Origin of the sequence: Streptomyces sp. NBC_01352 (assembly GCF_036237295.1) — a bacterium.
In the GTDB taxonomy this organism is placed as follows: domain Bacteria; phylum Actinomycetota; class Actinomycetes; order Streptomycetales; family Streptomycetaceae; genus Streptomyces; species Streptomyces plumbiresistens.
The window spans coordinates 32,202-44,943 of the sequence record NZ_CP108354.1; the positions used below are offsets into that span (position 1 = coordinate 32,202).

The following is a 12,742-nucleotide window of genomic DNA, read 5'->3' on the forward strand; positions in this document are numbered from 1 at the left end:
CGCCGACGGCCCCTGGCCGGACGCCCATGACAACGAACCCGAGTGGCCGATCACCACCTGGCAGGGCTGGCAGGACTTCGCCACCACCCCTCCCCCCACCCCGCCCCAGCCCGGCGACACCCCGCGCAGCACGGAAGAACGCCTCGCCTACCACTCCGCGTTCGTCACCGTCCGCACCCCCGCCATCAACACCCTCGCCACCCAGGTCCGCACCCTGATGCTGCTCGGCCGCCACCAGCAGACCACCGCCCGGCCTTCACTGATCGTCACCGGCCCCGCCGCGGCCGGGAAAACAACCGCCCTCCTCGAAGTCGGGCGCACCTGCCACCTCGCCCACACCCGCAACCACCCCGCCCCGCCCGGACGCGCCCACCAGCAGGTGCCGGTCGCGTACCTGCTGGTGCCGCCCGGCGCCACCGCCAAGACCCTCGCCACCGAATTCGCCCGCTACCTCGGCATCCCCGTCACCACCCGCATGACCCAGACCCAGATCACCGAGGCCGTCTGCCACACCTACACCCAAGCCGGCGTCCGTCTGATCCTCATCGACGAGATCCACCGCCTCAACCCCCGCACCACCACCGGCGCCGAAGCCGCCGACCTCCTCAAAGACCTCACCGAACGCATCAGAGCGACCTTCGTCTACACCGGCATCGACGTCGCCTCAACCCCACTGTTCACCGGAGTCCGCGGCGCCCAACTCGCCGGCCGCGCCAGCCTCATCACCTGCGGCCCCCTCCCCGCCCGCCACGGAAACACCCGACCCTTCACCGACCTCATCACCGACATGGAGAACGCCCTCGACCTCCAGCAGCACACACCCGGCACACTCCCCCGCCACGCCACCTACCTCCACCAACGCACCGCCGGCCGCATCGGAAGCCTCGCCCGCCTCCTCCGCCAAGCAGCCATCACCGCCATCTGCGACGGCACCGAACGCATCACCAAAAAAACACTCGAAGCCATCCAGCTCGACCACCTCGCCGAAGAAGCAAGCCGCCCCCGCACCCGCACGCCAGCCACACCGGCATGATGCGGACGTGACGAAGAGCGCTGAGACGCCCCATGACGAAGACTTCACCGCCCTCTACGGCCGGGTGTGGGACGTCCTGATTCCCGCCCGCGCCGGCTACCTCGCCGCCGTCTCACCCCACTACGACGAGGTCTTCCACGAGGTCGCGCAGCGCACCGAACACAGCGGCAGCCTCGGCAAGACAGACATCGCAGCCCTCGTCGTCTGGAAACGGCTGACCGCACAGACCCGCTGGGCAACAGACCTCATGTCCCTGCCCGACACTCACGTACGAGCCGTCACCGAGCGGGCCGTCACCGCCGTCCGCGACACCGCCCTCACCCCTGGCGAAGCCGCCCGCACAGGACGCGGCATCATCTGGGAACTGCCCGGCTTCCGCACCGGCGACGCCCTCGCCTCAGCCATCCTCACCGCAGCAGCACCCCAGCGGATGGCCGTCTACGACCGCCGCGTCCAACACGCCCTGGACACCCTCGGCCTCACCCTCACCCCCACGCCGGGACGCTACGGCCGCTACCTCCAACTCCTCGACGACCTCCTCAAGCACGGCGCAGCACCCGCCGACGGCTGGAGTGCACGCGACATCGACACCGCCCTGTACCAGACGGGCGCCAACCCCCACCCACCAACAAGGGCATAGACCCGCCCAATCAGCAGCGACGCACACCCAACAACCCGATGACCAGCACAAACCCGCACCAGCCCTTTAAATGCCAGACACCATCACCAACACCACACCACCGTTATCAACAACGCCAACAACCCCAGACCAGACGCCCCCTCACCACCGCCAAAGCATCCCGAACAAAGTCCCTTCCCTTCTCATAAAACCCACAACACCCCAGCTCACAGCCCACACGCCACACCAACTGTGAACCTCTCAATCACAGCTCGACTACGCAACTTTCGGTCCCGGCAGACTCCTTGACCGCCGAGATCCGCACCGTGTAGACATCACGCCTACTGGATGTTTACGTAAACATACCGCCTCCCCGACCCCCACCACGCAGGCCCCGATCTCTGTGTCCCGCCGGGACGCGCGGCGCACAGAAGAGCTGGAGTACTCGAGATGGCACACCCCACCCGTAGGAGAAGGCTCCTGGGCATCGGCATCACAGCCCTCGCCACCGGGACCGTCCTGGCCGCCACCTCGGTGCCGGCCGCGCCCGCGGAGCCGACCGCCACCGCCTCGGTCACCGTCCGGCCCGACCCCTCCTACCAGCAGGAGAGGTTCGAGGGCTGGGGCACGAGCCTGGTCTGGTTCGCCAACGCCACCGGCGACTACCCGCCCGCGGTACGCGAGAAGCTGGCCCAGCTCCTCTTCGGGGACGACGGCCTGGCCCTCAACATCGCCCGCTACAACATCGGCGGCGGCAACGCCCCGGACGTCAAGGACTACCTGCGCGCCGGCGGCGCGGTCGAGGGCTGGTGGAAGGCTCCGGCCGGCACCACCCGCGAGGACGTCGACTGGTGGGACGCCGACGACCCCGCCGACTGGAACAACAAGGCCGACAAGACGCAGCGGTGGTGGATCGACCGCATCAAGAAGGACATCACCCACTGGGAGACGTTCAGCAACTCGCCGCCGTGGTTCATGACCGAGAGCGGGTACGTCTCCGGCAACTTCGACGCGGGCAAGGACCAGCTGAAGACCGAGTCCGTGGAGGACTTCGCCAAGTACCTGGTGGGGGCTACCGAGCGCCTGGAGAAGGCGCACGGCATCAAGGTCGACACGCTCGACCCGTTCAACGAGCCGAACACCAGCTACTGGGGCACCAAGCTCGGTGCGGACGGCGAGCCCGTCGGCGGCCGGCAGGAGGGCGCCCACATCGGCCCCGAGCTCCAGCAGAAGGTGATCCGCGCACTGGCCCCGACCCTGGAGGCGTCCAGGACGAACGCGGAGACCTCCGCGATGGACGAGACCAACCCGGGCCTGTTCGCCACCAACTGGAACTCCTACCCCCAGGAGGTCCGCGACCTCGTCGGCCAGATGAACGTTCACACCTACGGCACCGGCCAGCGCACCACCGTGCGTGACCTGGCCAAGGCCGCGGACAAGCCGCTGTGGATGAGCGAGGTCGAGGGCGACTGGGGCGACGGCCAGAGCTTCACGGACATGCGGCCCGGCCTGGGCCTGGCCCAGCGCATGGTCGACGACCTGCGTGAACTGGAGCCCAGCGCCTGGGTGTTCTGGCAGCCCGTCGAGGACTACGACAACATGAAGCCCGGCGGTGAGTCCGCGAAGGGCGGCAACTGGGGCGAGATCCAGCTCCCGTTCAGCTGCACGTCCGCGGACACCCTCAAGACCTGCCCGATCTACACGAACACGAAGTTCGACACGGCCCGCAACTTCACCCACTACATCAAGCCCGGCGACCGGCTGATCAAGACGGACGACACCTCCAGCACCGCGGCCATCTCCAAGAAGGGCAACGCGGCGACGGTCGTCCACGTCAACAGCACCACCGAGGCGCGCGATGTCACGCTCGACCTGTCGAAGTTCGGCCGGATCTCCTCCCACGCCACCGTCACCCCGGTGGTGACCAGCGCCGACGGCAAGCTGGAGAAGCAGAGGCCCGTCCGGGTCACCGGCCAGCAGGCGACCCTCACCGTGCCCGCCCAGTCGGTGACGTCCTTCCTCGTCAAGGGAGTCTCCGGCGTCGCCAAGGACGCGGCCGAGCTGCGCAAGGGCCACACCTACCGGCTGACCGGCGTCCAGAGCGGCAAGGACCTCACCATCGCCGACAACGGCACCGGCCTCGTCATCAAGAGCGCCGACTCCACCGACCCCAGCGGTCAGCAGTGGCGCCTGGAGCGGATCACCGGCACCGACAACCGCAAGCGGTACACCTTCAGCGAGGCCGCCGAGGACAAGCGGCTCGCCGTCCGGGACGGCGCCCTGGTGGCAGAGCCCTCCGAAGGCCGCCCCGACAGCGCCGCCCAGTGGATCATGTCCACCACCGGCGACGGCACCTGGACCCTCGTCAACGCCGCCACCGGCCGACTCGCGGACGTCAACGGCCAGTCCACGAACGAGGGAGCCGGCGTGGGCGTATGGCTGGCGAACTCCGGCACCAACCAGCGCTGGAAGGTGACGGACGTGACGACCGCCGCCGCGCAGACCGAGTAACACACCCGCCCACCGGCACCCACCCGCCACTCTCCACCCCTCACCTACGACGCCCCCGCCCCTCACCGCCGTGTCCCGGCGGCGAGGTCTCGGGGGCGTCGTCCCATCTGGGGGAGGCTGCCACGAGAGGTTCAGCCGTGCTGGAACTTAAGGGGCTGGGTGAGGGGTGCGAGCGTTCGATGTCCGTGGGCGCAGCTGAGCAGGTACAGCCCGGCCTGGAGGATGAGCGCGACGCGGTGCCTGAGTGGTGTGCCGATCAAGCCGTAGCAGATGTCGTTGCGCAGGTTCAGGCCGCGGTCGGGGTCGACGAGGAGAAGCTCCAGGGCCCGGCTCCAATCCGTGGGATACCTGGCGGCCGGCATGCTGCGGATGAGTCCGCCCAGCTGGTCGACGGTGCCGGGTGTCTACCCCTTGGCCACGGCGATGGCGCGCACTGCCTGGCCGTCGATGTGGTCGAGCACGGCCCGGGTCGCGGCGTCGTAGTCCCCGGGCCGGGCCGGCGGCGCCGGGGGGACGACCGGTACGACCGCTACCTGATCCTCTGTCATGACCCGTCCTGTTCGCCGGAGATGAGTCCGCTTCTGGACTCCGGATATGGGGAGCGTGAGCAGCAGCCGGAGAAGCGCCGGTATCCGGAGGTGGCGTGCACGCTGGAACGGGTCCACTACTACGACCAGGAGGCCGTGGAGGCGTTCTGGGCGGCCTGGCAGGAGGACGTCGGGACAGGTCGTCTGCAGGCGGCTGGACGGCGTAAAGGAGACGGCCGGGGCAACCAGGGAGGCGGACCCAGCCGCGCCCATCGCGACGAGGCCGTCGCCCATCGCCCTCGAGGAACTCCGGCAGGCCGGCGGAGACCGGCGCGGCATCGCCGCACAGCTGGCACGCCAGCACGGCGGCAGTGACCGCAGCTGGCAGCGGGCCGTGACTGAGGCCCGCGCCCTCTACGAGCCCGACACGCGTCAGGGGACCGGCGAGTCTGCCGCGCGCTGACCCCACGGCAGCCGCACTTGCCCCGCTCCCTTGCGGTGCGCCGGCCCCGCCGGTGCGAAGCCCGGAGGCCCCGCCGACGCGCAACAGGACGAGCAGACGCCCCGATCCCCCGGCCGCACGCCCCTTCCGCCGCCCGTCCCTCCCCTTCCCTTCTTTCTGTTCTGGGGTGACGCGGGGGTGTGCAGAGGGGGATGTCGGGCTCCCGACCACAGCCTGAAGGGTGTGGTGAGCTGCGGATACGTCGTCAGAAGCTGTTGCTCTATCGATCTTGGTGGGCGTGAGTTCGAGGTCGGCGCCTCGGTCGGGTGATCTCGTGGCCGGCCGGGCATGAAAGCGGGCCTCCCGCACAGCTCGTGGGTGTCGAATCCAACCGAGCAGCAGGAGGCCTCTGGTGCTGCAGTCTTCCGTGCCGGCGTCGATGTCGTCCAACTCGGCGTCCCTGTCGTGTGATTGTCTCGCTCACCGGTTCGGGAACGCCAGGGACCGGCCGTACAGGCGACCGAAGTATCCGTCCGACAGGAGCGACGCGGAGTGGGCCGTCATACGTGACGCGATGCCGGTTCCCGGCTGGCTCGAGGGCCGCGGCGGGCAACCGGGACCTTCACCCTCGACAGTTCGGCGTGGGACAGGTCGACCAACCCGGAGCCGGGCAGCTTCGCATCGAACACCGGCGCCTTGACGTGCCTCGGCGCACCGACGCCGACGATCAGGCCGTTGGCGCCGGCGGCGAAGGCCATGTTCACGTCGATGCCGACCAGATGCCGCAGCGTGCATTCGGCATCCGTCATCGGCCGCGCCCAGTCGTACGCCTCCTCGAACAGCTTCTCCCCGGGACCGCGGACATGGAAGCGCGGCAGATCCTTGAGGAGCGGGTGCCCGTCGGGGGCCTCGCACGGCGCGCAGTCGACCGGGTCCTTGCCCAGCGAGCCGGGGTTGTGCTCGGAGTGCCGCTTGCCGTCGGTGTCCGGCTCGGAGGCGCGGGTCGGCGGGTGCAGAGCGGTCATCAGCTCCAGACCGGTCACCGCGGTCGAACCACGCGGCGTCATCACCCGCGACGCGTACACGCCCAGCACGCGGGCGAGGTCCGCCGGCGGGAGCTTCCCGGCCTCGCCCCAGTGCCGGGCGTCCAGCGCGTTCCACGACGGGATGCACGCTGGCCTTCGTCACCGGTGCGGTGCATTCTTCCAATCTCTCCCTCGAAGCCGCTCACCTGCGTAAATGATCAAAGGACTGCGGTCGCTGGGTGTGGCCGAGTGACCCATCCGTCCGTATGCCGTGTTGCAGCCCTGACGGTCTGTCGGTTTTCTCATGAGCGGAGCACAACAACGGTGCCGCGCATTCCGGCCGGCCACTGCTTCCCCGGAGGAACTTCATGCGTATCAAGTGTGCAGGCGCCGGCATCGGTCTGGTTCTCGGTGCCGTCGGTCTGTCGAGCCCAGCCGCAGCAGCCGCGAGCGGCCCCACCAGTGATTCAGATGTCCACATCAGCACGAGACACGCCGCCCCAGGCTCCACCGTCCGCGTCAGCACCACAGCCTGTGGCTCGGAGACCTATGGGAAGGGCGAGGCCGAGGCAGGAGGCACGTTCCACCTCTTCCCAGGCGACCGCACGGGCGTACTGACCGGCGAATTCCAGGTGCCGAGTGGAACCGAGCCCGGTGCTTACACCGTCACTCTGAAGTGCCCGCCGCGAGTCAAAGTCACGGGCACGTACATGGTCGGCACCGGCAACCCCAGCGGTGCAGTCGATGCTGGTTTCGGGGCGGGCAACGACAAGGGCACACAGCTTGCCCTGGGGGCGGTGCTGCTCGCCGGAGCAGCCGCCGGAGGCGCGATCAAGATGCGCCGCCGCCCGGCCGGTGCCCGCACCTGACACTCTGCTCCATCGGCCCAGCCCCCGGGCCTGTGTCGGTCCGGGGGCTCGAGTCGCTCCCGTCACTCATTTCGGCCGCGAAGCAAAGGCGCTAGAGCAATGGCACCCGGCGACGAGCCCGTGGATCCTTCCTCCCCGTTCACCCCCTCCACCAAGTTCCTCGTCTGCACCCTGCTGACGGGCTTGATGCTGATGACCACGGCGCTCCGGGGCGGACAGCCTCCGCAACCTTCGACCGCGCAGTCCTTCTCCCCCTCCCTGCGGCCCGGTCCCAGCAGTACCGCACCGGCCCACCACCCCTCCGTGTCGGCGCTGCCTCCGTCTGATCCGGTGCGGCTGCGGGTCCCCGCCATCAGCGTGAATGCCCCCATGACGGAACTGACCCTCGACGAGACAGGAGCACTGCGCCCACCATCAGCAGATATGCCGGCCCTTGCCGGGTGGTACGGCGACGGCACGACTCCCGGCTCAGTGGGGACAGCCATCACGACGGGACATGTCGACACGCCGGAAGGACCCGGGGTTTTCTACCGGCTCGGAGCACTGGCCAAGGGCGACACCATCGAGATCACCCGGGCAGACCGGCGAACAGCGGTCTTCACGGTCGACGCCGTCGAGCTCTACGACAAGGAGGCGTTTCCGGACGAGAAGGTCTACGGCAGTTCCCCCTGGCCCGCATTACGCGTGATCACCTGTGGGGGTGAATACGCCGAAGAAACTGGCTACCAAGGCAATGTCGTCGTATTCGCAACGCTGACCGCGGTGACGTGACCACACCGAACCAGCCTGTTCGTCATGCCCCGCAGACGGAGGGCTGTAAGACGTTCGGCTCTGTTCCGTAGTCGGTGGTGACGGCTGGTGACGGGCGTCGTTGACGTTGTAAGCGATGGTCGGTCATCTGCCGCGAGATGAACGGTCCGAGCCGAGCTCGGGTGCACTGCGTGATGACCGGCTCTCCCGGCGGGCCGCGCCTGACCGGCGATGAAGGGCGCAGCGCCACGCGCACGGCTGCGGCGCGCCCGGCCGTCAAGGGGCCGGGCGCGCCGCCGTCTTGCAAGCGGGCCGGTGGCGTGTTCGGTCGTCACCGGCACGCGCGCGTGTGCGGGTCAGCCGTGGAAGCGGTCACCGTGGTGATGGCCGCGGTCACCGTGGTGCCCGCTGCGGTCACCGTGGTGCCCGCTGCGGTCGCCGTGGTGCCCGCTGCGGTCTCCGTGGTGCTCGCTGCGGTCGCCGTGTTCGCTGCGGTCGCTGCGGTCGCTGCGGCCGTGGTCGTGGTGGTCGCCGTGGTGGTGGCGGTCGCTGCCCCAGGAGGCGTCGTCGATGAAGCGGCCGCGGTGGTTGCGCAGGGTGGCGGTGTCGGAGTCGTTGTCCCACACGTAGTGGCGGCGGTCCTGGAAGAGGTCCGTGCGGGTGTCGCGGCCTTCGCCGGTGTGGATACGCACCGTGGCACGCCCGTCCAGGCGGTAGCCGTCGAAGGTGTAGGTGCGGCCGTCCTCGTCCGTGAGCGTCCACCCGTCCAGGTTCACGCTGTAGCGAGTGGTGTTGGACAGCTCCACCCACTCCTTGTTCAGAGAGCGGTTGGAGCGGTTGTCACGGCCCGGGGAGTCGTACTGCACGCTGCTGATCTCCACCCGCGTGCGGTCCGCACGCGGGTGGTCGGCGGCGGACGCCGGCAGCGCCACCGCCCCGATCACGGCAGCGGCCGCCAGCGGGACGGCAGCCAGACGACGGACAGTAACAGTCGAAACGGACACAAGGTCCTCCTGCAGGGTGCGGGCACCACCCCGCACGCGGCCCAGCAACGAGCCACGCGCGAGGACAGTGCGAGGGCGGGGAGCGGCCGGTCAGCCGCACACCCACACCCTGACCCCCGGCACACACCCGACCCACGACACACGAACCCTGTTACCAATTGCCCACATTCCTGTGACTCTCGACTGCAACATCCATCTACACACTGAATGCACCAATTTGACGGCCCGCCAGGCCGAGAAAGACGCACAGACCACGGCAGAGGCACCCGCCCCGCCACAACCCGCCACCCCGCCAAAACCCCGCCCATCACCCGAAAGTGAGCAACAACCACAAACAACGCATACCGCTGCCGCAGCATGACTGGCCATGTCGGCTTCACTTCGGGAGTCCTCTGGCGGCGAGCCTCGTGATCGATGTCAGCGACTTTGATGTCACTCAAGTACTGCGGGGGCACCCGGTGGGACTTCTTCGTCAGACAGAAGCCGAGGTAGACGCGCTCGGGGCGGGTCGAAATCTCGACCAGGGAATCCGCAGTTGGGTAGCGCGCCAGTACAGTCAGCGCACCTGAGAAGTAGAGGAGCCCCGGTGCCCACAAGAGGCAACGATGGTGATGACCGTGGTCAGAGGGCCGTGGTCGTCAGGTGGATACAGGTCGCGCTGCTCATGCTCGTTGTCCTGCTGGCCGGATTCCGTGTCTGGGAGCGCGAGCACGGCGGGGGTTCGAGCTCGATCGTGTTCGGTCTGATGGCCGCTTCAGCACTGTCCATTGGAGTGCTGGAACGCTATCGGGCAAACGCCGCCAGATGGTCTCGGTGACTTACCTTCCAGCCGGGTCAGGCCGCGACCAGGCCCGGAGCGGCCTACCGGCACGCGGTTGCAGCAGTCAGGACGTGGCCTGTCCCAGGTTCCTTCCTCAGGACCCAGGGTCCACTTTGGGGCAAGGTACGCGCACACCTGACCCAAGCTGCGGACACATACGAGATGGTGATCTCCGACAGCAACAGTGCTCCCTCGTCGGTGGAAGGGATCACCGCAATGATCGCCTTGCTCTGGCACGGCCAGCGTGATCGCCACGAGGGGGGACCGACCGGCGCCATCGCGCTCTGATCCCACGATCAGTCGTGAGCCAGGCCGGCTGAGCACCTACCCGGGGTTCAGCGCTCGTGTGCAGCGGTCTCAGGACGCTCCATCTCTTCCGGAGGCGGCGGCGGGGGACGGAGTACGAAGTCCTCGAACATCCCCAAGGCAAGGATCAGAACCAGCATCAGCGCGGGCAAGCACACGGCTATGAGGGCCACAGCGCCTCCCAGGGATTGGGTGTCGGGCTGATTCGGGCCATATTTCGCTGGAGGCTGCTGGATGACGTGCAGGCGGACGTTCCCCACGCGGTTTCCGTCTCGTCGTGTCCAGGAGAAGGACCGCGTACGTCCTCAGTGTGGAGCCGAACGGTGTACCGCGCACGCCGCGATCCCCCTCGTGCAGCACGGCGGGTGAACGCTCAAGACCTCGGCCGCGCCAGTGGCCGGGACGACTCACGCCACCTGGCCGCGCGGGTAGCAATCGCCGCCCGTGCGGCGTCAGCCGCGTGGGGGCCGTGTTCCTCGGATGGCGGAAAGCCTGGCTGGCCCGGCTGGCCGGGGTCGGGCGCGGCTTGGAGGATGAGGAGCGGGGGCCGCTGCTCTGGTTCTGCCCGGCTTGGGATGATCGCGGAGGAGTTTGTTGTGCTGCATTCGGCTGGCGGGGCAGTGCGCGCGCTTTCCCCTTCCCGAACACCCGCTGTCCCGCAAGGGCGCGACAGGCAGACGTCCCCGGGCGTATGGCCTGTCAGCATCGAGGCGGACGGTGTCACACTGTCCGGATTGCTGAGTGAGCCCGCGGACGGTTGCGCTCGCGCGGTGATCGTTGCGCTGCACGGCGGAGGAATGAACGCCGGCTATTTCGATGGCCAGGCGAACCCGGATATGTCCTTGCTGGCGTTGGGTGCCCGCCTGGGCTACACGGTGCTGGCACTAGACCGCCCCGGCTACGGCGCGTCATACGGCAGCTTTCCCCGCGGACAGAGACTGACCGCGCAGGCCGCGACCGTGCGGGCCGCAGTGGGCGCCTTCACGGCCCGTCACGCACCCGGTGCCGGCACCGTGCTGCTGGGGCATTCCTTCGGGGCCAAGGTCGCCTTCGCCGTCGCCGCGGACAGCGGCGCGCCGGAGGTGCTGGGCGTGGATGTCTCGGGGTGCGGGCGCAGGCTCGCCCAGAATCCCGCATCGGTCGGCCCGGGGCCGGGCCTGCGGCGGCTGAACTGGGGGCCGCTGAGCCTGTATCCAGTGGAGACATTCCAGGCGAGCCGGACCGCGGTGGCGCCGATGCCTGAGCATGAGGTCGGCGCGGTGGCAAGCTGGACGCGGCTCTCGGCTGTACTGCTGCCGCGCATCCGGGTGCCCGTCCGGCTGACCTTCGCTCAGCATGAGGCTTGGTGGCGCCACGACGACGACGCGATCGCGGACCTGACCGGGCGGCTGTCCGCCGCTCCACGCATCGTCGTCGACCGCCTGCCTCACGCCGGCCACAACATCAGCCTCGGCTGGACCGCCCGCGCCTACCACCTCAAGGCCCTGGCCTTCGCGGAAGAATGCCTGGCCCACACCCGGCACCCAGCACCCCGGTGACTGCGCCGGTGGACCTCGACTGCCGGACCGCACGTCTCCAGAGCCCGGTGCGCAGGTTACGCCTGGTGGGGTAGTGGCGGCCGAAGCGGGCGCCGGGTTCATGCCGCACGCAACCCTGGATGTGCCCTCGGCTGCTGATCATGCGCGGGTGCACGCTGGGCGGTCACCGGCGATCATGTAGAGGTGTGACGTGCCTGTAGGATCTTTCCGACCCGAATGATCCACAGTGATTCGCGGAAGAACGATTTGTTCCACCGCACCTGCTGCCGTAGGTAGTGCCTGACGTTCTCGGGAACCAGAGTCCAGGCCACCGCGTTGGCCTGCAGGACCGCCTTGCCGGTCAGCAGGCAGTAGTTCGTCGTGTGCCGGTCGTCGCCGAAGGTGGACAGTCGGCCCAGGAACCGCTGGTTGAGGACCCCCAGCTGGGGCGCTGTGACCGCCTGGAGACGGACTGGATGGGCGGGATCCAGTACTTCCTGACCGAGCCGGCGCCGATCATCCGAGGCCATGTCAATTACATCCCCTCTGCCTGGTCGGTGATCTCGCGCAGCGAGCCGCAGTACTGGGACGGCATCGACTTCCCCGCCGAGTACGGCGATGGCCGGTCCGTCGAGATCGTGTCGGCGGTGGTCTCGGAGTGGGACAAGCCGGGCGTTCTCTATGGCAAGACGGCCAAGGAGTGCACGCGGGAGGAGATCGCGCGCGAGGTGTGGGCCCAGATGAAGGCCGCACTCAACGACACTGGCCACCCGGTCCTCAAGGACCGGACGTTGCACCGCTGGCACCTGGACCCGGCCATCCAGGGCACTGGCACCGCGAATCCCACCAACGACGAGCAGTTGCTCGTCCACCCCAAGGGCACGTGGTTCAACCGCCCCACCGCCCCACCGCCCCACCGCCCCACCGCCCGCACCAAGATCCCCAATCTCTTCCTGGCCGGAGACTACGTGCAGGTGCCCGTCGATCTCGCGACGATGGAGGGCGCCAACACCTCCGGGAAGCTGGCCGCCAACGCCCTTCTGGACGCGACCGGGTCCGGCGCCCAGCGCGCTCCTGTGATCCCCATGTACGAGGCGCCCGAACTGGAGAGCTTCAAGAAACACGACGAGACCCGCTACCGCCTCGGCCTTCCCAACGCCTTCGACCTGGGCTGACCGCCCTCCCCCTCGGCGCTTGATCAGCGCCCGCGAGCACCGCCTGGACACAATCGCCTTGCGTAGACGGGACTTGCTGCCCGCCTGGACCGAAGACCCCCGTCCACGACCCCGACCAACGAGTCCACTGGACCGGCCCCGCGC

Annotated in this window: 12 protein-coding genes and 1 pseudogene; 8 read left to right on the forward strand and 5 right to left on the reverse strand. The window is 68.8% G+C overall.

The window, feature by feature from the left end:
- Nucleotides 1-49: 49 nt before the first annotated feature.
- From OG252_RS00145 to OG252_RS00155, 3 genes are all read left to right on the forward strand, one after another.
- Nucleotides 50-1,033, forward strand: a complete 984-nt coding sequence (locus OG252_RS00145; protein WP_329345046.1) for a TniB family NTP-binding protein — start codon at nucleotides 50-52, stop codon at nucleotides 1,031-1,033.
- A gap of 7 nt (nucleotides 1,034-1,040) precedes the next feature.
- On the forward strand, nucleotides 1,041-1,673 hold the full coding sequence (locus OG252_RS00150) for a hypothetical protein (RefSeq protein ID WP_329332714.1): 633 nt from the start codon (nucleotides 1,041-1,043) through the stop codon (nucleotides 1,671-1,673).
- Nucleotides 1,674-2,102: 429 nt separating this feature from the next.
- Entirely contained in the window at nucleotides 2,103-4,163 is a 2,061-nt protein-coding gene (locus tag OG252_RS00155) for a glycoside hydrolase (protein WP_329332717.1), read from the forward strand.
- A gap of 131 nt (nucleotides 4,164-4,294) precedes the next feature.
- Here OG252_RS00155 and OG252_RS00160 read toward each other — a convergent pair whose 3' ends face one another.
- From OG252_RS00160 to OG252_RS00170, 3 genes and pseudogenes are all read right to left on the reverse strand, one after another.
- Nucleotides 4,295-4,525, reverse strand: a complete 231-nt coding sequence (locus OG252_RS00160; RefSeq protein WP_329332719.1) for a hypothetical protein — start codon at nucleotides 4,523-4,525, stop codon at nucleotides 4,295-4,297.
- Nucleotides 4,526-4,567: 42 nt separating this feature from the next.
- Complete coding sequence (locus OG252_RS00165) at nucleotides 4,568-4,711, reverse strand: hypothetical protein (protein ID WP_329332721.1); 144 nt, start codon at nucleotides 4,709-4,711, stop codon at nucleotides 4,568-4,570.
- A 1,038-nt stretch (nucleotides 4,712-5,749) separates the two neighbouring features.
- Nucleotides 5,750-6,304 (reverse strand): annotated as a pseudogene (locus tag OG252_RS00170) (telomere-associated protein Tap); the annotation flags it as partial.
- Nucleotides 6,305-6,867: 563 nt separating this feature from the next.
- Here OG252_RS00170 and OG252_RS00175 point away from each other — a divergent pair.
- Both OG252_RS00175 and OG252_RS00180 read left to right on the forward strand, forming a co-directional pair.
- Nucleotides 6,868-7,026, forward strand: coding sequence for a hypothetical protein (locus tag OG252_RS00175; protein WP_329332723.1), 159 nt, complete (start codon nucleotides 6,868-6,870; stop codon nucleotides 7,024-7,026).
- A 192-nt stretch (nucleotides 7,027-7,218) separates the two neighbouring features.
- Entirely contained in the window at nucleotides 7,219-7,797 is a 579-nt protein-coding gene (locus OG252_RS00180) for a class F sortase (protein WP_406498752.1), read from the forward strand.
- A gap of 335 nt (nucleotides 7,798-8,132) precedes the next feature.
- Here OG252_RS00180 and OG252_RS00185 read toward each other — a convergent pair whose 3' ends face one another.
- Entirely contained in the window at nucleotides 8,133-8,780 is a 648-nt protein-coding gene (locus OG252_RS00185; protein ID WP_329332725.1) for a lamin tail domain-containing protein, read from the reverse strand.
- Nucleotides 8,781-9,762: 982 nt separating this feature from the next.
- On the opposite strand from OG252_RS00185, the gene OG252_RS00190 reads away from it, so the two are divergent.
- Together OG252_RS00190 and OG252_RS00195 are read left to right on the forward strand one after the other, a co-directional pair.
- A complete protein-coding gene (locus OG252_RS00190; protein WP_266452999.1) occupies nucleotides 9,763-9,888 on the forward strand; it encodes a hypothetical protein in 126 nt (41 codons plus the stop codon).
- 788 nt (nucleotides 9,889-10,676) lie between these two features.
- Complete coding sequence (locus OG252_RS00195; protein WP_329332728.1) at nucleotides 10,677-11,444, forward strand: alpha/beta hydrolase family protein; 768 nt, start codon at nucleotides 10,677-10,679, stop codon at nucleotides 11,442-11,444.
- A 173-nt stretch (nucleotides 11,445-11,617) separates the two neighbouring features.
- On the opposite strand, the gene OG252_RS00200 is transcribed toward OG252_RS00195, so the two are convergent.
- Nucleotides 11,618-11,953: a hypothetical protein gene (locus OG252_RS00200; protein WP_266453251.1), complete on the reverse strand. Its 336-nt coding sequence runs from the start codon at nucleotides 11,951-11,953 to the stop codon at nucleotides 11,618-11,620.
- 27 nt (nucleotides 11,954-11,980) lie between these two features.
- Between OG252_RS00200 and OG252_RS00205 the strand changes: the two genes are divergently transcribed.
- Complete coding sequence (locus tag OG252_RS00205) at nucleotides 11,981-12,598, forward strand: FAD-dependent oxidoreductase (RefSeq protein ID WP_329332731.1); 618 nt, start codon at nucleotides 11,981-11,983, stop codon at nucleotides 12,596-12,598.
- Nucleotides 12,599-12,742: the final 144 nt, after the last annotated feature.